The 19,782-nt window shown below is 69.2% G+C and carries 18 protein-coding genes and 1 tRNA gene; 2 read left to right on the top strand and 17 right to left on the bottom strand.

What is annotated here, in order from left to right; translation table 11 throughout:
- Window positions 1–184 precede the first annotated feature (184 nt).
- From H9L21_RS03270 to H9L21_RS03255, 4 genes are all read right to left on the bottom strand, one after another.
- A complete protein-coding gene (locus H9L21_RS03270; RefSeq protein WP_187411752.1) occupies window positions 185–1,549 on the bottom strand; it encodes a tyrosine-protein kinase domain-containing protein in 1,365 nt (454 codons plus the stop codon).
- Window positions 1,550–1,716: 167 nt separating this feature from the next.
- Entirely contained in the window at window positions 1,717–3,081 is a 1,365-nt protein-coding gene (locus H9L21_RS03265; protein WP_187411751.1) for a glycosyltransferase family 39 protein, read from the bottom strand.
- A gap of 152 nt (window positions 3,082–3,233) precedes the next feature.
- The gene (locus H9L21_RS03260; protein ID WP_154595711.1) at window positions 3,234–4,340 is read right to left on the bottom strand and encodes a polysaccharide pyruvyl transferase family protein; all 1,107 of its coding nucleotides are present in this window, start codon (window positions 4,338–4,340) and stop codon (window positions 3,234–3,236) included.
- Window positions 4,337–5,581, bottom strand: a complete 1,245-nt coding sequence (locus H9L21_RS03255; RefSeq protein ID WP_154595712.1) for a lipopolysaccharide biosynthesis protein — start codon at window positions 5,579–5,581, stop codon at window positions 4,337–4,339. The genes H9L21_RS03260 and H9L21_RS03255 overlap by 4 nt, the downstream gene beginning before the upstream one ends.
- 456 nt (window positions 5,582–6,037) lie before the next feature.
- Here H9L21_RS03255 and H9L21_RS03250 point away from each other — a divergent pair, with 456 nt between their 5' ends.
- Window positions 6,038–6,700: an arsenate reductase/protein-tyrosine-phosphatase family protein gene (locus H9L21_RS03250; protein WP_255467244.1), complete on the top strand. Its 663-nt coding sequence runs from the start codon at window positions 6,038–6,040 to the stop codon at window positions 6,698–6,700.
- Window positions 6,701–6,718: 18 nt separating this feature from the next.
- Here H9L21_RS03250 and pth read toward each other — a convergent pair whose 3' ends face one another.
- The 7 genes from pth to H9L21_RS03220 all read right to left on the bottom strand — a co-directional run bounded on the left by pth (window position 6,719) and on the right by H9L21_RS03220 (window position 11,950).
- The gene (gene pth, locus H9L21_RS03245) at window positions 6,719–7,285 is read right to left on the bottom strand and encodes an aminoacyl-tRNA hydrolase (protein ID WP_154595714.1); all 567 of its coding nucleotides are present in this window, start codon (window positions 7,283–7,285) and stop codon (window positions 6,719–6,721) included.
- A complete protein-coding gene (locus H9L21_RS03240) occupies window positions 7,285–7,920 on the bottom strand; it encodes a 50S ribosomal protein L25/general stress protein Ctc (RefSeq protein ID WP_187411749.1) in 636 nt (211 codons plus the stop codon). The genes pth and H9L21_RS03240 overlap by 1 nt, the downstream gene beginning before the upstream one ends.
- A gap of 161 nt (window positions 7,921–8,081) precedes the next feature.
- Window positions 8,082–8,450, bottom strand: a complete 369-nt coding sequence (locus H9L21_RS03235) for a hypothetical protein (protein ID WP_154595715.1) — start codon at window positions 8,448–8,450, stop codon at window positions 8,082–8,084.
- A gap of 10 nt (window positions 8,451–8,460) precedes the next feature.
- Window positions 8,461–9,399 (bottom strand): ribose-phosphate diphosphokinase, encoded by a 939-nt coding sequence (locus H9L21_RS03230; RefSeq protein ID WP_154596306.1) that lies wholly within the window; start codon window positions 9,397–9,399, stop codon window positions 8,461–8,463.
- Window positions 9,400–9,421: 22 nt separating this feature from the next.
- Window positions 9,422–10,873, bottom strand: a complete 1,452-nt coding sequence (gene glmU, locus H9L21_RS03225) for a bifunctional UDP-N-acetylglucosamine diphosphorylase/glucosamine-1-phosphate N-acetyltransferase GlmU (protein ID WP_255467236.1) — start codon at window positions 10,871–10,873, stop codon at window positions 9,422–9,424.
- A gap of 47 nt (window positions 10,874–10,920) precedes the next feature.
- Complete coding sequence (locus H9L21_RS15415) at window positions 10,921–11,631, bottom strand: glycosyltransferase family 2 protein (RefSeq protein WP_230081295.1); 711 nt, start codon at window positions 11,629–11,631, stop codon at window positions 10,921–10,923.
- 240 nt (window positions 11,632–11,871) lie between these two features.
- Window positions 11,872–11,950: transfer RNA gene (locus tag H9L21_RS03220), tRNA-Gln, on the bottom strand.
- A gap of 101 nt (window positions 11,951–12,051) precedes the next feature.
- Between H9L21_RS03220 and H9L21_RS03215 the strand changes: the two genes are divergently transcribed.
- Entirely contained in the window at window positions 12,052–12,537 is a 486-nt protein-coding gene (locus H9L21_RS03215; protein ID WP_154595717.1) for a MarR family winged helix-turn-helix transcriptional regulator, read from the top strand.
- 15 nt (window positions 12,538–12,552) lie between these two features.
- Here H9L21_RS03215 and H9L21_RS03210 read toward each other — a convergent pair whose 3' ends face one another.
- The 6 genes from H9L21_RS03210 to metG all read right to left on the bottom strand — a co-directional run bounded on the left by H9L21_RS03210 (window position 12,553) and on the right by metG (window position 19,771).
- Window positions 12,553–14,331 carry an ABC-F family ATP-binding cassette domain-containing protein gene (locus H9L21_RS03210; RefSeq protein WP_154595718.1) on the bottom strand — a complete coding sequence of 593 codons (1,779 nt, stop codon included), beginning with the start codon at window positions 14,329–14,331 and terminating at the stop codon, window positions 12,553–12,555.
- Window positions 14,331–15,245 carry a 4-(cytidine 5'-diphospho)-2-C-methyl-D-erythritol kinase gene (locus H9L21_RS03205; RefSeq protein WP_222865906.1) on the bottom strand — a complete coding sequence of 305 codons (915 nt, stop codon included), beginning with the start codon at window positions 15,243–15,245 and terminating at the stop codon, window positions 14,331–14,333. Before H9L21_RS03205 ends, H9L21_RS03210 begins: the two co-directional genes overlap by 1 nt.
- Window positions 15,246–15,258: 13 nt before the next feature.
- On the bottom strand, window positions 15,259–16,155 hold the full coding sequence (gene rsmA, locus H9L21_RS03200; RefSeq protein WP_230081486.1) for a 16S rRNA (adenine(1518)-N(6)/adenine(1519)-N(6))-dimethyltransferase RsmA: 897 nt from the start codon (window positions 16,153–16,155) through the stop codon (window positions 15,259–15,261).
- Window positions 16,128–17,210: a resuscitation-promoting factor gene (locus H9L21_RS03195; RefSeq protein ID WP_154595720.1), complete on the bottom strand. Its 1,083-nt coding sequence runs from the start codon at window positions 17,208–17,210 to the stop codon at window positions 16,128–16,130. The genes rsmA and H9L21_RS03195 overlap by 28 nt, the downstream gene beginning before the upstream one ends.
- A gap of 119 nt (window positions 17,211–17,329) precedes the next feature.
- On the bottom strand, window positions 17,330–18,187 hold the full coding sequence (locus tag H9L21_RS03190; RefSeq protein ID WP_187411747.1) for a TatD family hydrolase: 858 nt from the start codon (window positions 18,185–18,187) through the stop codon (window positions 17,330–17,332).
- Between the two features lie 3 nt (window positions 18,188–18,190).
- Window positions 18,191–19,771, bottom strand: coding sequence for a methionine--tRNA ligase (metG, locus tag H9L21_RS03185; RefSeq protein WP_187411746.1), 1,581 nt, complete (start codon window positions 19,769–19,771; stop codon window positions 18,191–18,193).
- Between the last annotated feature and the right edge of the window lie 11 nt (window positions 19,772–19,782).

Raw genomic sequence — 19,782 nt, 5'->3', positions numbered from 1 at the left:
GAAGCGAGATGCGACAGCGCGGCCGCGCTGCAGTCCAGTCGTCATCAAGGGGCAACCTCAGGTAGACAATTTCCGCCGCGGAGCACCGCGCGACTCCGTCGAAGTCGTGAACAACCCGAGATTGTCCCCGTAGCCTCGCAAACTACTGGCGCTGTGCGCAATGACTTCCACGCAACGGAATGGATCACACGTCGACGCGTTCCCGTGAACGCTTTCCGTACACTCCGTCGCTTCCGTAGCGCAGCCGATGGCCACGGCGCACGCGCGTCAACGCGACGCCGAGGACAGGCGCGTGACCCGCCTCGAGGATGTCCAGTGCTTTGGTGAACTTGCCGGTCGTGACCTTCGCGCGACGCGCGAGCATCAGCACGCCATCGGTGACGTGGCCCAGCCAGACCGCATCCGCGGCCGCCAGAACCGGGGCCGAGTCCAGGACGATGAAGTCGTAGTCCGCCTTGACCTGCTCCATCAACTCCTCCATGGCAGTGCTACTGAGCAGTTGCGCCGGGTTGGGGGGAATGGGGCCGGCGGCGAGGACGTCGAGGTTCGGGATCCACTCCTGGACAGCGGTCGAGAGCTTGTACTGGCCCGAGAGGACATTGGACAGGCCCACCGCCGACTCCAAGCCGGTGACGAGGCCGACCGATGGAGAACGAAGGTCACAGTCGATCAGGAGGACCTTCTTGTTTCCGGCAGCGACGACGGCGGCCAATCCTGCCGCGACCGAGCTCTTCGACTCACCCGGAGTCGCCGACGTCACCACCAGCGAGGAGACGCCCTTCGGTACCCTCAGGAAGCTCAGGCTCGTGACCAGGCCCTGGAGTGACTCGGCTTGCCTGCCCCGCCGATCGGACATCACGGCCCGCAGGAAGGAGCTTCCGCGTCCCGATTCGACGATTTCCCCCAGCACGGGAAGCTCGGTGATCTCTTCCACGTCCGAGGCATCACGGATGGATGCACCGAAGAAGCGACGGAGAAGGGCGTAACCCAACCCGAGGGCCAGACCCACCAGTGCGCCCAGGATGACTTCGTTGCGCCGGCTCGGCGCTATGGGTGCCCCAGGGGTGGCCGGCGGACCGACCGTGGTGAGCCGGATGACCGGAGCGCCCTTCTTGTTGGCTGGCGAGACTTCCGAGACGGCGGCCGCCAGCTCTCGGGTGACTCCGGCGGCGATCTGACGTGCCTCCTCGGGATCGCCCGAGGTGACGGCGACGTCGATCACCACGGTGTTGAGCGGGGAGGAGGCGCTGACCGACCCCGCAAGCTGCTTCGGCGTGACGTCGAGGTCGAGCCGCTCGATGACCGGCTTGAGCACCATCTCGGAATTCGCCAGCAGCACGTAAGACGCGACGATGTTCTGGATGAAGTTGGAGCCCTGAACGATGTCGGTGGCACTACCGCCCAAGTCCGTCGTCAGCAGGACGCGACTGGTGGCCCGGTAGGTCGGCGGCGTGTTGCTCGCGTGCAGGTAGCCCACCATCGCCCCGACGATCCCAAGCAGCAAGATGGCCGCGACGTGGCGTTGGATCGTCTTGACGTACGCGCGCAAACTCATCGTCGAAACACGATCGTCGGTCGGATCGTGCCAGCTCGCGAAGTCACGGCTCCGAGTCTAGGTGCCAACAGCGCCTCCCGGAGTGGAAGCGATCGGATGACTCCACACCATTCGACACCGCCGGCGAGGGCACCGGCCGCCTCGTGAGGAGCCCGACCCGGTCACCGCCGGTCGAAGCGCACCAACGTGGTGCGCGGACCCGACCAAGCGTCCGTCGGGGTCAGGCCGTGCTCCGCGAGGAGCTCCTCATCACGGTCACGAGCGGCGGCCTCGAGGTCCGTGCGGCGAACGACCCAGATGGTGTCGAGCCCATCGAGGGTTGAGCCCGCTACCGCGAGTTGACGCGAGCCGGCGAAGAGCAGATGAGAATCAGCCGGGTCCGAGATTCGGGTGACGTCGACCAGACCGGCGAAGGGCTCCGGATACGCGCTGGCGATCGGCCGACTGGTGGCCCGGACCACGCTGGCATCGTCCATGCGTGACGGGCTGAAGTAGACGCCGTCTCCCTCCCGCGCTCGCTCCGCGATCCGCTCGGCGACCCTCGACCAGTCGTAGCCGCTCTTGGCACCCTCCATCCGTTGGGATGCGTAGATAGGAGCGACCAGGAGCACCAAACCGCCGACCAGCGCAACGCGGGCGAACCGGCCGTGGATCGTCGTCAGGCCCATGGCGATCAGCATGGCCAGAGCCGGGGCGCAGTATCCGAAATAGCGCGGGTGGTAGAGGGACCCCCCCAGGAGCGACCAGCCACCGATCACCACGGTGGGCAGAAGGATCCAACCGAGGAGCAGCATGGCCGCGCCCGTCTGCGCCTGCGGTCGTGGGGCACGAAGCAGCCGTATGGCTCCCACGCCCGCCGCGATCCACCCGGCCAGGGCCAGCATGAGTGCCGCCGGCAACCAGGGACCGGCCTCGACGCCGCCCGGCGTCTCACCGAGGAACCACTGGTTGACCACGGCCCGTCGAACGAACCCGGGCACCGACAGCTCGGTCTGCGTGAGTTGCCCCCGCTGTCCGAGGGCCGTCACCACGAGAGGGGCGGCGACGAGCATCCCTCCCGCGGCGGCCAGCGACCAGTGGAGACGCTCACGCGTTCGCTCGACGAACCACGGGATGGCCAGGGCGTGAACCACGACGAGGAGTGCCACGTAGAGGTGGAAGAGGACTCCCACCGTCACCAGAGCGGCATAGGCCCACCAGCGTCGACCACCGGCCCTCCCCGCCCACACGAACGCCACCGTCATCCACACGGCGGCGGCGGTCGCCAGAGCGAAGGAGCGAGTCTCGAGACCCATCCACGTGACGCGAGGCAGGACGGCGAGGATCAGGGCGGCCGCGCTCGGGACCACACTCGAGTCGAAGAGTTGGCGGGCGAGGACGTAAGTTCCTGCGACTGCGACGCCGATCGCGATCGCACTCAGTGACCGCACGGCGAGCTCCGACGCTCCGAAGGCGGAGATCCAGCCATGGAGGACCAGGTAGTAGGCGCCGTGCACCGCATCGATGCGCTCAAGGAGTCCGGCCAAGTCAGCCAGCGGGCGGCGGGCCGCGGACAACGAGGCTGCCTCGTCCACCCAGAAGGCTGGGACCGAACTACCGACGAGACTTATGACGGTGGCAAGCAGACCCCAGACGGTCGCAACGAGGACCTCGGAGCGAAGAGATCCTCGGCCAGCCGTCAACGGAGCCCCACGAGGGCGACGATCCGTTCGAAGGTCTCGACGACTGCCGCCAGGTTCGCATCGCTCACCTTCTCGGTGTCACGCAGACGCAACTCGTTCACGAGGGCTGGAATCGCTTCATCGGTCGCTTGGTGCAGCGGCGGCGGCTCGGCGCATGCCTCGAACGCCGTGGCCGTCTTGGCGACCCCCGGCGAAACCACCGGCCGACCGTAGGTCGCGGCGACGACCGCCGCATGCATGCTGGTGCTGACCACACAGCCCGCGGCGGCGAGCACCGCGGTCACCTCGCCGGCCGGCAGAACTCCTAGGAACGGCACCCGGGCGCGCGCGGCGGCGTCGCGCAGCAGGACGTGCTCGCCTGCGTACCTGCCCAGCGGCAGGACGACACAGGGCGCCGGAGCGCAGGCCTCGATCAGGCTCGCGAGCCGCGCACGAGTCCACCCTGCGAACGCGGCAGCATGGAACACCACCGGGGCGTCGGACGCACCCGTACGTTCAGCCAGGATGCGTGCCCCCCGCTCGGCGGCATCGGCTGCAGACTCGACCAGCGGAAGCGCGAACACCGCATCGGGCCCGACGAGAACCGCATCGGCGCTCATTCCTGCATCGCGCAGGATCTCGGCACCCCGATGCGTGCGCACCCAGGCGCCCGACGACGAGGTGATCGCCTCCAGCACGTCGGGTGAGCGAGGAAGCGTGTGGACACCCGCAGACACGTAGGCCGCAGGCACCCCCCACGAGCGGGCCATCCACGGCCCGGGGCGGTTCCCGATGGCGCGGCGCGCGAATCGGTCAGCCCGCAGTCTGTTGATCCACTTCCCACGCTCGCCGGTGGGGACGCACAGATGATCCATGGCGACGACGCGGCGGTCGACGCGGATGATGTCTCCGCCGCCGATCCATGCTGCGTCGAGACCTTCCGGACGATAACTCGAGATCGCCTCGACGGAGCGCCCGTCGGGGAGCTGTCCCGCAATCAGCCCGAAGTGTCTCGAGGGTGGCTGTATCCCCAGCTGTCGTGACAACGCGTCGAGCACGCCCGGATACACCTGGTCGCCGTAGTTGGACATCGAGAACGCCCCGACGTGAGCAATGGCAGTCACCTCGTCATCACCGCCGTCCGAGTCGCGTAGATCCAGTTGGCGGCCAGTTGGAAGATCATCACCCCGGAAATCGAGGCGATCACCGGACCGATCGCTCCGAGGCTCATCGACAGGAACACGGAGGCGACGATGTTCCACGGCATCATGAGAGTCACCATGATTGCTTGAAACCGCAGGCCCCGGGCGTCGGTCAAGAAGTTGCCCAGAGGATTCTTGGCAGCCTGCACGATGACGAGCACGACGAACGCCGCCACGAGCGCGGCATCGAGCCGGATCTGCCCACCGGAGGCGATCTCGGCCAGCCACGGCGAGGCAACCGCGACCATCGCGCCGACGACGCACGCCGCGACACCGAACCACAGTGCCATCGCATGTGGTGAGGAGATCGAGGAGGGGTTGGCCGCCCTCTCGCGCGCGAAAACGGGCCACAAAGACACACCGGCGGCCATCGCCACCCCGACGATCGGCAGGAACATCTGGGCCGCGAGGCTGTACTGCGCCAGCTCGTCCCGCGAGGCAACGTGACTGAGCACGATGCGGCTGGACTGCATGGCGATCGGCAGGGCGATCATCTGGACGAGCAGAGGCAAGGCCGTGTCGAAGACTCGCGCCCCACGGACCGATCGCACGCGGAGAGCGTCGCGGTAGGCCAGGCGGAGCATCGGGGCCAGGGCGCGGCTCGCCATGACCATGGCGATGGCCGCGGCCACGAAGATGCCGCCGTACGCCGCGATGGCCAGGTACCCGCCGGCGTCGATGTCGAGAAGCAGCATCGTGATGATGCAGGTCAGGACGATGGGCGTCTGAACCAAGCCGAGCAGGACCACTATGTGGTTCTTGCCCAGCGCGATGAGAATCCGCTGCCCGTACCCGATCCCCAGCGTCATCGCGAACACCACGAGGCACGCAGCGGCGGCAGCGGGGCCCGTCTCGGGCATCAAGCCGTCGCCCAGAAGCGACTCCCACACGCCCGAGCCGGTCACCACCGCGGTGATCACCAGGATGACCATCATCGACACGGCCAGAATCCGCAGGCAGGTGATGAGCACCCCCCGCACGCGCGGGTCGTTCCGAGGATCGTCCGAGCCGGCGACCGTGTTGATGATCGACGCCGAGATACCGAGGTCGGCGAACGGGACGAGTGCGATCAGACCGACCAGGAGCATGTACTGGGCATACGAGTCGACGCCGTAGTTCTCGATCAGGAGCCTCGTGACCACGATGCCCAGCCCCGTGCTCACCGCCAAAACCAGAAGACGTGCCAGCGCACCCGTCCCGGCCGCGCGAAGTGCTGGTCGCGAACTAGACTGCTGTACGTCATTCATCAAAACCGCGCCTCAAGGCTGTGAAGGGTCGCCTCGCTCCGCAAGGCAAAAGGCGGCACTGGGCCCGCAGGCCGAGTCTAGAGGTGCGATTTCAGTCCTTGGGCGGATTTGGTGAAACCGCGAGTCGGCGCCTGTTCAGCGCGCCTCACAGTACTCAGCAGCACTGTGCTTTCGCTTGCGCCCATTCATTCACGCGTGGTTTCATCGTGACGGCTTCGTCACCCGGACCAATTCGACCACGGATCGGTCGTGTGGCGTCATAGCGACGAGGCACGCCCGTCAGATCATTGAGGGCACCTCGCCGACGACGCCGAGGCTTCCCAGATTGGACGTGACATTTTGCAGCAGCGTGAGGAATCGTCGATCCTCTTCGTGTGTCGAGCCAATCTGTGCCGATCGCCCGTGGCGGAGTTCTTCGCCGCGAGGGAACTGTCCGACACCAGGCTGAGTGTCTCCAGCGTGGGGACCGACGCCGTGACCGGACAGGAGATCTGCGTCCGGGCGAGCGACTTCCTCGCCGAGGAGTCGCGTGGTCGTGAGTTCGCCGTGCATCACCGCGCCACCCGGTTGTCGTCCAAGCACTCCGCCCGCTCGGCGCTCATCGTCACGGCCACCCCACGCGAGCGGTCACTGGTGGCGCAGTTGGACCCGGCCGCCCGCGCGCGGACCTTCACGATGGTCGAGCTGGAGCGACTGTTCTCTCTTCCAGAGATCGCGACAGGACCGACCGACCTCGAGACGTTGGTCGCTCTCCTCCACCGCATGCGTTGGCAGGTGGCGAACGAGCACTGGAAGACCCCGTCGAGGATCGCCCTGCGGAAGCTCGCTTCACGACGTCCGCTACGAGGGCTCTCGGTGCAGGACGCGCACGCGTCGCGCATGTCCATCCATCCTCCGGTCCTGAACGCGTCACGCTCGCTCGCCCTGGCGATCAGCGAGCAACTACTGTCACGAATCGCCGGGCTCAGTTCGCCCTCGGGAGATCCCCGGCGCGACGAACTGCCGGCCGCCCGCAACACGAGCCACGCCGGGTGAACCGGTCCCCGTCCGACGTCAGGAGTTGAAGGCGCTCTGCGTCTTGACCAGGCCGACCGAGATCAGGCTCTCGACCGCGTCGGCGGCCTCCTGGACGACGATGTCGGCCTCGGTGCGCTCGGGCTTGGCGAACGGCTTGAGCACGAAGTCGTGCACCGTCTGCTGTCCCGGCGGGCGGCCGATGCCGAAGCGCACGCGCAGGAAGTCGCCGGTCCCGATGGACTGGCGGATCGACTTCAGGCCGTTGTGGCCGTTGTCGCCACCGCCGAGCTTGCAGCGCAACGATCCCAGCGGCAGGTCCAGCTCGTCGTGGATGACGATGAGCTGCTCGGGCGCGACGTCGTAGTACTTGAGCAGGGCCGAGACGGCTCCCCCGCTCTCGTTCATGTAGGAGCGTGACCGTCCCAGGACGGCCCGCTGCCCCGAGAGCAGACCCGACACGACGTCGGCGCGGGCCGCCTTCAGAGACGAGAACCGGCCGCCCATACGGGCGGCCAGCTCATCGGTCACGTGATACCCGACGTTGTGCCGGGTGGCGGCATAGGACGGACCGGGGTTCCCCAGTCCGACGACCAACCAGGTCATCAGCCCTCGACGGACTCCGGCTCGGGCGTCTCGGACTCGTCGCGCTCGATGCCGGCGTCGGCCTCGGCACCCTCGAGCTCGGCGTCGACCTCGGCGGCCGTCGGCGCGTGCGTCAGGTTGAGGATCATGTAGTCGTCCTCGACGGCGAGCGCCGCACCCTCGGGCAGGTCGAGGTCGGAGGCCAGCACCTGCTCGCCCATCTGACGACCGGTGACCGAGACCTCGATCTCGGTGGGGATGTGGGTGGCCTCGACCTCGAGGGAGACGCTGGCGTTCTCGGTGACGACCAGGACGCCCGGCTCGGGATCGCCCACGACGTTGATCGCGATGTCGACGGTGACCTTCTCGCCGCGGCGGACGATCAGCAGGTCGACGTGCTCGATGAAGCCCTTGAGCGGGTCGCGCTGGACGTCCTTCGGGATGGCCAGGTGCTTCTCGGAGTCCAGCTCGACGGCCAGCAGCGCGTTGGCGGTCTTCAGCGCCAGCATCGTCTCGTGGCCGGGCAGGGTCACGTGCACGGGATCGGTGCCGTGCCCGTAGAGGACGGCGGGAACCTTGTTCTCGCGGCGGATGCGGCGGGCGGCACCCTTGCCGAACTCGGTGCGCTGCTCGGCGGAAAGCTTGATCTCGGCCACGGGGAATTCTCCTTGGAAGGTCTGGGTCTGGTCTCGGCGCTCGACACAGCACTCCTGTGGAGCACCCTGTCGATCACGGTCCGCAAGGACCCTCGCCGAGGCAACCCCACAATTCTAGCCCACCGGCGTGGAAGACCTGAAATCGCCCGCGCGCGCTCCGGTCAGGCCCAGTTGCGCGTCAGCACGGCATGCGTGGCCAGGGCCAGCAGGGCCGCGACCAGGAGTCCCGAGAGCCCCAGCGAGGCGATGGTCAACGCACCGCTGAGCAGGACGAGCCCGGAGACGAACATGATGGCGAGGTCGACGGGGTCGCCGACACGCCCGTCCAGCCAGGAGACCACGAGCCGGGCCAGGAAGACGATGACGACGGCCGCGAAGCCCAGCGCGACGGCCAGCACGACCAGCGGCAGCAGCCCGTTCGCATCCAGACCGCCGCTCAGCAGCGCCAGCACCATCGTGCCGATCACCCCCACCACCGCGTAGGCCGCCGCGAGCTGGGCCATGGCCCGCAGCACGGAGCCGACGGTCACGGCAGGAACGTCATTCGCTGAACAGGCTCGTGACCGACCCGTCCTCGAACACCGCCGAGACGGCCTGAGCCAGCAGCGGCGCGATCGACAGGACGGTGAGCTTGTCGAAGCGCTGCGTCTCGTTGAGGGGCAGCGTGTTGGTGACGATGACCTCGGTCGCGACCGAGTTCTTGAGCAGCTCGACGGCCTTGCCCGAGAACACCGCGTGCGTGGCGGCGATGACGACCTCGGCGGCGCCACCGGCCTTCAGCGCCTCGGCGGCCTGGCAGATCGTGCCACCGGTGTCGATCAGGTCGTCGACCAGGATGCAGGTGCGGCCGGCGACGTCACCGACGACGCGGTTGGCCTTCGTGACGTTCGCCTGCGTGACGTCACGCGTCTTGTGGATGAACGCCAGCGGCGCGTTGTCGAACTGGCGCGCCCAGTGCTCGGCGACCTTGATGCGGCCCGCGTCGGGAGAGACGACCGCGAGCGGCTTCTTGCCGTAGTTCTTGCGCACCTGACGAGTCAGGATCGGCATGGCCAGCAGGTGGTCGACGGGGCCGTCGAAGAAGCCCTGGATCTGGGCGGTGTGCAGGTCGACCGTCATCAGCCGGTCGGCGCCGGCGGCCAGGAACAGGTCCGCCATCAGGCGGGCGCTGATCGGCTCGCGGCCCAGGTGCTTCTTGTCCTGGCGCGCGTAGCCGTAGAACGGCAGCACGACGGTGATGCGCTTGGCCGAGGCGCGCTTGAGCGCGTCGATCATGATCAGCTGCTCCATGATCGCCTCGTTGATCGGAGCGCTGTGGCTCTGGATCACGAAGGCGTCGCAGCCGCGGACCGACTCGTCGAAGCGGACGTAGATCTCGCCGTTGGCGAAGTCGTAGGCCGTCGTCGGCACGAGGTCGACCTCGAGCAACTCGGCCACCTCACGGGCCAGCGTCGGATGGGCGCGCCCCGAGAACAACATGAGGTTGCTCGTGGGCGTGCGCTTACTGAGGCTCTTGTTCGTCGCCACCGCTGGTCTCCTGCGTGTTCTGGTCCGCTGCAACAGCGGAAGGCGTGCCCGGCCGCCGACTCGCGACCCACCCTTCGATTGTCCTCTGTCCGGCCGCCGGCACCGCCAGCGCCCCCGGCGGCACGTCCTCGCGCACGACCGCTCCGGCGCCGGTGTGGGCCCCGTCACCGAGTTCAACAGGGGCGACGAAGACGTTGTGGCACCCGGTCTTCACCTGGGCGCCGATCGTCGTCCGGTGCTTGCGGATCCCGTCGTAGTTCGCGGTGATCGCGCCCGCGCCGAGGTTGGTGCCCTCCCCCACCTCGGCGTCGCCGATGTAGGACAGATGGGGCACCTTGGCGCCGGGGCCGATGTGGCTGTTCTTGATCTCGACGAAGGTCCCGACCTTGGCACCGTCGTCGATGACCGCACCGGGTCGCAGGTAGGCGAACGGGCCGATCGTGGCGCCCGCGCCGATCGTCGAGTCCGAGCCGTGGGTGCGCTCGACGGTGGCGTCGTCACCGACCTCGATGTTGCGCAGCGTGGTGTCGGGGCCGATCGTCACTCCCTCGCCGACGGTCGTGGCGCCCAGCAACTGGGTGCCCGGCAGCAGGGTCGTGTCGCGGCCGATCGTCACGGCCGTGTCGATCCAGGTCGTCTCGGGGTCGACGATCGTGACGCCCTCGGCCAACCACCGGTCGACGATCCGGGCGTTGAGCTCACGGCCCAGCCGGACCAGCTGACGCCGGTCGTTGACGCCCTCGGTCTGCCACACGTCCTCGAGCACGTGGGCACCCACGGGCAGTCCCTCGGCGACGGCCTGGCCGACGATGTCGGTGAGGTACAGCTCGCCCTGCGCGTTCTCGGTGCTGAGCGCCCGCACCGCACGGTCGAGGAAGGGTCCGTCGACGACGAGGATGCCGCTGTTGACCTCCCGCGTGGCACGCTCGGCCTCGGTGGCGTCCTTGTGCTCGCGGATCGCGATGACCGAGCCGGCCTCGTCGCGCAGGATCCGCCCGTAACCCGTCGGGTCCTGCGGCTCGGAGGTCAGGATCGTGACGGCGCGGCTCGCGGCGCGGTGCTCGTCCACGAGGCTGCGCAAGGTCTCGGCCGTCAGCAGCGGCACGTCCGCGTAGGTGACCAAGTAGGTCTCGGCGCTCACGTCGAGGGCGTCGAGGGCGACGCGCACGGCGTCGCCGGTGCCCAGCTGCTGCGTCTGCACGGCGATCGTCGCCGACGGCTCCAGCTCGGCGACGGCGGCCTCCACCTGCTCGCGGTCGTGACCGACCACCGTGACGACCCGGTCGACCCCGGCGCCGCGGACGGCGTCGAGGGCGTGACCCAGCATCGGACGGCCGGCGATCTCGTGGAGCACCTTGGCCCGGCGTGACTTCATGCGGGTCCCGGCACCTGCGGCCAGGACGATCGCGATGACCTGCTCGCTCACATCACTCCTCGGTTGACGACCTTCCGAGTGTAGGGAGTCGGAGAGAATCAGGACGGCGGAGCGGCCGGCACGCGAGGCGCCCACCGAAAGGTTCGAAGTCCCGAACCCTCCGTGACACCGATCGGCGCGTGGTCCACCGTCTCCAGGAACCGCCGCCCTTCCTCCTGCGCACTGTCCCACGAGTAGGTGCTCGCGACCGCTCTCGACGCATGCTCGACCGCGAGGGCGTCGACGATGCCCATCCCGAGTCCGTGCCGCTCCATGACCTCGGACCACACGAAGTCCAGGCCCCATCCATATCTCAAGTCCGCAGGAAACGGAGTGAGCAGCCGCACGGCATCTCGGCGCACGAGAGTGACAGGACCGATCTCGACGAACTTGGTCTCGCGCGCCAAGGAAAGGAAATGGCGCTTGGCGATCGGCCAATTGGCGTTGCTGAACCTCGTTTGAGCCGGTTGAGCGAGCGCGAAGTCACAGCGCCGGCATACCTCGACCATGCGGTCGAGAAAGCCGCGCGGCAGCAACACGTCGTCATCCACGATCAGCAACCAGTCCGACTCACCGTCATCTGCCTCCACGAGCTCGTTGAGGTTCTGGAACTTGCCCGCGCTGAGGTGCTCCCGCGCGGTGACGTGGCTCAACCTCGGCCCGGAGTCAGCCATCGCCCCGAGTCGAAAACGCACATCGTGACGACTCGTCATCAACTCTTCGACGAGACTCGCAATGGGCTCGTCCTCGCGGTAGATACCGACGACCAAGATGCGCTGAACGGGGCCCGTCGGGGCCGGCAAGGCCCAGCGGCCGTGCAGCCGGTCGACCGGTTCAGCGGCACGACGCGCGAGACGTCTCAGTCCAGTTCTCATGGGCCTTCCCGCCTCCCTGCGAGTCCGTCGAGGCTACCGGAGGATCTCGGGTCGCGGCACGAGACTTCCAACATCGACGGCCCGACCGAAACTCACGACCCGCCCGGCATGGGGCACGGCACGATCATGGCGGAGCTCCCCGGGTAGGAGTCGAACCTACGTCGCTAATCCTGATTCAAAGTCAGGCGGGCCCTGCCGACAGACCAACCGGGGACGGTCGTCTCAGGCTACCGGAGGCGCTTCCCGGAGAGGCCGAGACCGCAGGGAGCGCAACTATCTCTACGTCAAGATTCTTGATGGACTACCGTGAGGTCCATGGACGAGGTCGACGAGATCGTCGCGGCGTGGCGGGTCGAGCGACCCGACGCCGAGGTGACTCCCCTGGAGGTCTTCAGCCGGCTCACGCGCCTGGCCAAGCACCTCGAGCGACTGCGCAAGCAGGCCTTCGCGACGCACGAGCTCGACGTGTGGGAGTGGGACGTGCTGTCGGCGCTGCGGCGCTCGGGCGAGCCCTACGAGCTCTCCCCCGGCCAGCTCGTGGCCGCCACCATGGTCACCAGCGGGACCATGACCAACCGGGTCGACCGGCTCGTGGCCCGGGGACTCGTGCAGCGACGCCCGGCACCGTCGGACCGGCGCGGGGTGCTCGTCCGGCTGACCGCCGAGGGGCGGGCCCGGGTCGACGGTGCGCTCGACACCCTGCTGGCGCTCGAGAGCGCCATCCTCGAGGACCTTCCCGAGGCCGAGCGTGAGCACGTCGCCCAGGCGCTGCGCACGCTGACGGCGCACTTCAACGGCTGAGGGTCCGCGCCGGACTCAGCCCTCCAGAGCGGCGGAGACCTCGAGCCACGCCTCCTCGGCGCGCTCCAGCTCCTCGACCAGCGGGCGACGCTCGGCGTCCAGCGTCATGAGCCGGTCGGGCTCTGTCGAGGCCTCGACCATCGCCCGCTCCAGGTCGGAGATCTGGGCGGTCAGCCGCTCGATCTGACGCTCGAGCCGGACCACGTCCTTCTTGGCCTGCCGCTCGGCCTGCCCGCCACGCTGGGTGGCGGCCGGCGGCTTCGCGGCGGCGGGCGCCGGGCCCGAGGGCTGGGCGTCGACCGGGCCCGCGGCGCGCAGCCGCAGGTACTCCTCCACGCCACCGGGCAGGTGCCGCAGGTGGGAGTCCAGGACGGCGAACTGGTGGTCCGTGACGCGCTCGAGCAGGTACCGGTCGTGCGACACGACCAGCAGCGTTCCCGGCCACGTGTCGAGGAGGTCCTCGATCGCCGCGAGCATGTCGGTGTCCATGTCGTTCGTCGGCTCGTCGAGGATCAGCACGTTCGGCTCGTCGAGCAGGATCAGCAGCAGCTGGAGGCGACGGCGCTGGCCGCCGGACAGGTCCTTCACGGGAGTCGTCAGCTGCGCCGACGTGAAGCCCAGCCGCTCGAGCAGCTGGCTCGGCGTCATCTCCTTGCCCTCGGCGACATAGGCGGTCCGTCGCCGGGCGACGACCTCGCTGACGCGGTCGTCGGCGACGGCGTCGAGATCGGCCAGGTCCTGCGTCAGCGCGGCGATCTTGACGGTCTTGCCGCGCTTCACCCGGCCGGACGTCGGAGCCACGGCGCCGGTCACCAGACCGAGCAGGGTGCTCTTGCCCGCGCCGTTGGCGCCCAGGATCCCGGCACGCTCCCCCGGCGCGATCCGCCACTCGACGTCGCGCAGGACGGGTCGTCCGTCGTACTCGACCGAGACGTCGAGCAGGTCGACGACGTCCTTGCCCAGGCGCGCCGTGGCCAGCTTGGCCAGCGACACGGAGTCGCGGACGGGCGGCTCACGCTCGATCAGCTCGTTGGCCGCGTCGATGCGGAACTTGGGCTTCGACGTGCGGGCCGGAGCACCGCGACGCAGCCAGGCCAGCTCCTTGCGCATGAGGTTCTGGCGACGCTCCTCCGAGGCGGCCGCCTGGCGGTCGCGCTCGACGCGTTGCAGCACGTAGGCGGCATAGCCGCCCTCGTAGGCGTCCACGCGGGCGTCGTGGACCTCCCACGTCAGCGTGCACACCTCGTCGAGGAACCATCGGTCGTGCGTGACGACCAGGAGCGCCTCGGTACGGCGCTTCACGTGCTCGGCCAGCCACGTCACGCCCTCGAGGTCGAGGTGGTTGGTGGGCTCGTCGAGCACGAGCAGGTCCCAGCGGCGCACCAGGGTGCGCGCCAGCGCCACGCGGCGGCGCTGACCGCCGCTCAGCGTGGAGACGATCGCCTCGTGGTCGATGTCGCCCATGAGGCCGGACAGGACATCGCGGATCGCCGGGTCCGATGCCCATTCGTGCTGGAGCCGGTCGCCCACCACCGCGTGGATGGCGGTGTCGGTCGAGTCGAGGAGGTCGGTCTGCTCCACGACGCCCACCTGCAGGTCGCGACGCCAGGTGACGCGGCCGCAGTCCGGAGCGAACGTCTTCGACAGGATCCGCAGCAACGTGGACTTGCCGTCGCCGTTGCGGCCGACGACGCCGATCCGGTCGCCCTCGGCGACGCCGAGGGTGACGTCCTCGAGGACGGTTCCGGACGGGAAGGACTGGCCGATGCGCTCGGCGACGACGAGAGGAGGCATCAGACGAGTCGCGCCCCGGAGACGGGCCCGTGGGACTGGATGACGTCGGCCGCGTTCATCGCGCTGGTCAGCGCCATCGCCAGGTCGAGCGCGTGCTGCTCGGAGGCCGCCAGGAACACGGTCGTCGGGCCGGACCCCGAGATGATCGCGCCCAACGCACCGGCCCGGAGCCCCACGTCGAGCGTGTCGGCCAACTCGGGCCGCAGCGACAGCGCGGCCTCGGTGAGGTCGTTGCTCAGGGCCAGTCCGAGCGCATGGGCGTCGCCGGCCCGCAGGGCGTTGAGCAGCGCGTCGGGCACCTCGGGCTCGGCGGGGGCGTCGGGCGCGAGCCGGTCGAACTCGGCGTAGACGGCCGCGGTCGAGAGGCCTTCGGCGGCCGTGGCGAACACCCAGTGGTAGCCGCCGCGGGCCAGGACGGGGCTGACGGTCTCACCCCGGCCGCCGCCGATGGCGATGCCGCCGTGCAGCAGGAACGGGACGTCACTGCCGAGCTCGGCCGCGAAGGGCTCGAGGTCGAGCTTGGACAGGCCGCCGCCCCAGAGCTCGTTGCAGCCCACCAGCGCGGCGGCGGCGTCGGCCGAACCCCCGGCCATGCCGCCTGCGACCGGGATGACCTTGCGGATCACGATGTCGGCGCCGAGGCTCTCGTCGCCCAAGTGCTTGCGCAGCAGGCGCGCGGCCCGCACGGCGAGGTTGTCGTCGCTCTCGGGGACGACCGAGCCCTCGGGCAGGGCGACCTCGGTGTGCACCGCCACGGTGATCTCACCGTCGTCGCGGGCGGTGATCCGCAGCTCGTCGTGCAGGTCGACGGCCTGGTAGACCGTGGCCAACGGATGGAAGCCGTCCGGGCGCGGACGACCCACCCCCAGACACAGGTTGATCTTGGCCGGAACACGCACGGTCACCTTGGACACCACGGTCCCCAACCTAACGGCCGACCGAGGCCAGCGACGCAGCGACGGCGGCGAACTGCTCGACCGTCAACTGCTCACCCCGGGTGCGGGGATCGATCCCCGCCGCCGTCAGGGCCGCCTCGGCCGCGGGGCCGCCGCCGGCCACACCCGCCAGCGCGGCCCGCAGCGTCTTGCGACGCTGCGCGAACGCGGCGTCGACGACCCGGAAGACGGCCGCGCGGTCGCCCGGCAGCGGCTCGTGACGGGTCATCGCGACCAGTGCCGAGTCGACGTTCGGTGCGGGCCAGAAGACGTTGCGGCCGATGTTGCCGGCCAGTCGCACGTCGGCGTACCAGGCGGCCTTGACGCTGGGGATGCCGTACGTCCGCGATCCCGGCCCGGCCGCGAGGCGGTGTGCCACCTCGGCCTGCACCATCACCAGGACGGTGCGCAGCGACGGGAACGTCTCGAGGAAGTGCAACAGGACCGGCACCGACACGTTGTACGGCAGGTTCGCGACCAGCGCGGTCGGCGCCGGCCCCGGCAGCTCGGTGACCCGCATGGCGTCGGCCTGCACGAGGTCGAAGCGGTCGGCCGCGCCGGGCGCGAACTGCTCGATCGTCGCCGGGAGCCGCGCGGCCAGCGCCTCGTCGATCTCGACCGCCGTCACGTGGCGGGCGCGGTCCAGCAGGGCCAGCGTCAGCGAGCCCAGACCGGGCCCGATCTCGACGACGACGTCGTCCGGGCCCACGCCCGAGACGTCGACGATGCGCCGGACCGTGTTGCCGTCGATGACGAAGTTCTGGCCACGCTGCTTGGTGGGACGCACTCCTGCCTCCTCGGCGAGCCGACGGATGTCGGCAGCGCCGAGCAGGCGGACGGTGTCGTCCGGGCGGGAGTCGTTCAGCGGATACCGACCTTGGCCGCGCAGGACCACTGGCCCCAGCCCGAACGCGCCTGCAGGATCTTGGCGTACTTGATCTGGGTCGCCTTGCTCTGCTCGTGCGGGTAGCCCGGGCCGCCGACGCTGCGCCACGTGGCGAGCGAGAACTGCAGGCCGCCGTAGTAGCCGTTGCCGGTGTTGATGCTCCAGTTGCCGCCGGACTCGCACTTGGCGATCCGGTCCCAGACGCCGCCGTCGATCGACGAGTCGGGGGTCTCGGGTGCGGGCTTGGCCTTCGTGCCGCGCTTCACCACACCGGTGACCGGCGGACGGACCGAGTTGCGGGAGATGACCCGGCGCTCGCGGAGCTTGCCGTCGGCCAGGATCAGCTCGACCTTCGCGCGGTCGAGACCGTCGCGACCCTCCTTGACGACCTCGGTGTCGCCCTTGAACAGCGACGGGTCGGAGGAGTAGGTGACCTTGTGGTCGACCGGGATCTTCTCGGTGCGCGTGACCTTCTTGATCCGGACGACGCGCAGCGCCTGGCGCGGCTTAAGGTACGAGCCGAGGCCCGGCTTGACCTCGTCGAGCTTGCCGACCTCGACCCCGTGCTGCTCGAGCAGGGAATGCACGGTGGGAGCCGCGGTGGTGAGCGTCTTCTTCTCGCCGTCGACCTTCAAGGTGACGGCCTTGGGGTTGCTGACCACGACGCTGTTGCCGTCGCGGCTCAGACGCTCGTCGGGCGCCATCGAGAAGACGGCCCCCTCCTTCGGCTCGACGCCGAGCGTGTCGAGCGCTCCGGCGACATCGACGTCGTGGACGGTGCGCTGGCTGATCTTGCCGTCGACGACCAGCGTGACGGCCTTGGCGCGGCGCACCTTGACGACGTCGCCGTCGTCGAGCTCGGTGACGGGAGCCGGGCTGACCTTGTCGGTGGCGGCCACGGTGACGTTCTTCTCGTCGAGCAGATCGGCGACGGAGTCGCTCTCGGTCCGCACTTCGGTGACCACGCCGTCGACGTCGACACGGACGAGCTGGTCGTAGGTGGAGGCGTGGACGACGCCGCCGATGGCAACGACCAGACCGGTCGCCAGCGCACCCATGACGAGCGCGTTCTTGGCAGTGACTTCAGGTAACAGACGGGGCACAAACAACCTCAGGGTTTCGGAGATGCAACCAATCCACCATGCGTGACGGGGACTGCGATATCAAGTTCTGTGGTTCAGGCCACGATATCGCCGCGCTCGGACCAGTGTCCGCCGAACGCCCGATCGGTGTTCTCGGCGATGGCGTCGCACAGCTGCGCGAGGTCGGTGTCGAGCACCTCGGCCATGAACCGCACCGTGTGCGGGATCAGGAAGGACGCGTTCGGCTCGCCCCGGTGCGGCATGGGCGTCAGGAACGGCGCGTCGGTCTCGACGAGGATGCGGTCGCGCGGCGCGATCCGCAGGGCGTCGCGCAGGTAATCGGCGTTCTTGAAGGTGACCGTTCCCGCGAAGGACAGGTAGGCGCCGCGGTCCAGGCAGCGTCGCGCGACGTCGGCGTCACCGCTGAAGCAGTGCATGACGACCCGCTCGGGCACACCCTCGTCGTCGAGGAGCGAGAGCACGTCGTCGTGCGCGTCGCGATCGTGGATCACCAGCGTGCGGTCGTGCCGCTTGGCGATCCGGATGTGACGACGGAACGAGTACTGCTGGGCCGGCCGGCCCTCGGCGCCGGTGCGGAAGTAGTCCAGACCGGTCTCGCCGACGGCACGGACCACGGGGTCGGCCGCGAGGCGGTCGATCTCGGCGAGATCGTCCTCGAGCGTCGCGCTGCGAGCGGCGTCGTTGGGGTGCATCGCCACGGCGGCGACGACGCTGGGCTGCTGCCGTGCGACCTCGACCGCCCACCGCGAGCTCTCGAGGTCGCACCCGACCTGGACGGTGCGCGTCACGCCGACGGCGGCGGCACGATCGAGCGCCTCGTCGACGGGGATCAGGGCTCCCCCGCGGATCCGCGTGTCGAGGTGGCAGTGGTTGTCGACGACCGGCCGCGGCAACGGCTCGGGCGCCTGCGGCCAGCCCTCGGTGAGGCTCACGGCTCAGTCCTGCGCGAGATCGATGCGCGGGAACAGCGACGGCACCTTGGTGACGGTGGCGCCCGGGCGCAGCCGGCCCCACGTCGCCACCTCGTCGAGGCGCTGGTCGGCGACCGGCCCGAGGTCGGGCTCGGCGCCGAGGGACTCCCACAGCGAGGTGGTGGCCTTCGGCATGACGGGGTGCAGCGTCACGGCCAGGACGCGCAGGCCCTCGGCCGCGGTGTTGAGGATCGTGCCGAGGCGCTCGCGCTGGGACTCGTCCTTGGCGACGGCCCACGGCTCGGACTCGGTGATGTAGAGGTTCAGCGCGTCGACGATGCGCCAGATCGCCGTGAGGGCGTCCTGCGGGGCGATGCGCTCCATGGCCTCGTCGGCCTCGGCCACGGCCGTCGCGACGGTGTCGACGATGTGCTGCTCGGCCGGGCCCAGCTCGCCGGCAGCCGGCAGCTCGCCGTCGAAGTACTTGCCGATCATGGCGGCCACGCGGGACGCGAGGTTGCCGAAGCCGTTGGCGAGCTCGGCGTGGTACCGCGCGCCGATGTCCTCCCACGAGATCGACCCGTCGCTGCCGAACGTCAGCGCCCGCGTGAAGTAGTAGCGGTAGGCGTCGGAGCCGAACGTGGCCACGATCTCGTTCGGGTGGATGCCGTTGGCCTTGCTCTTGCTCATCTTCTGGCCGCCCACCAGGAGCCAGCCGTGCGCGAAGACCCGGTGCGGCACGGGCAGTCCCGCGGCCATCAGCAGGGCCGGCCAGATGACCGCGTGGAAGCGCACGATGTCCTTGCCGACCAGGTGCACGTTCGCGGGCCACAGGTCCTCGAACCGCTCGTCGTCGACGCCGTAGCCGGCCGCCGTGACGTAGTTCAGCAGCGCCTCGATCCAGACGTACATGACGTGCGAGTCGTCCCACGGCAGCGGGATGCCCCAGTCGAACGTCGACCGCGAGATCGACAGGTCCTTCAAACCGCCGCGCACGAACGCCAGCACCTCGTTGCGCGCCGACTCCGGCTGCACGAAGTCGGGCCGCGCCTCGTACAGCTCGAGCAGCTTGTCGGCGTACTTGCTCAGCGGGAAGAAGTAGTTCTCCTCGGTGACGTGCTCGAGGCGGCTGCCGTCGAGCGTCGAGATCTTGAAGCCCTCGTCCTCGCCCTCGCCGTCGGTCACGTACTCGTCGGCGACGAACTCCTCGGAGCCGACGCTGTACCAGCCCGAGAACTCGCCGCGGTAGACCTCGCCGCGGTCGTGCAGGGCCTGCCAGAACGCCTGGGCGCCCTTCTCGTGGCGCTGCTCGGTCGTGCGGATGAAGTCGTCGTTGGCGGCGTCGATCGTCTCCAGCATCGGCAGCCACTCGTTCTCGACGAGGCGGTCGACCCACTCCTGCGGGGACACGCCGTTGGCCTCGGCCTTGCGCAGGACCTTCTGGCCGTGCTCGTCGACGCCGGTCAGGAACCAGACGCGCTCGCCGCGCTGGCGATGCCAGCGGGTCAGGACGTCGCCGATCGTGGTGGTGTAGCCGTGCCCGATGTGGGGCGCGTCGTTCACGTAGTAGATCGGCGTCGTGGCGTAGAAACGAGGTTCGGGCACGAGTTCGAGTC

Origin of the sequence: Aeromicrobium senzhongii (assembly GCF_014334735.1) — a bacterium.
GTDB lineage: Bacteria > Actinomycetota > Actinomycetes > Propionibacteriales > Nocardioidaceae > Aeromicrobium > Aeromicrobium senzhongii.
The sequence above is the reverse complement of the archived record's forward strand: the minus strand, read 5'-3'. Positions and strand labels throughout refer to the sequence as shown.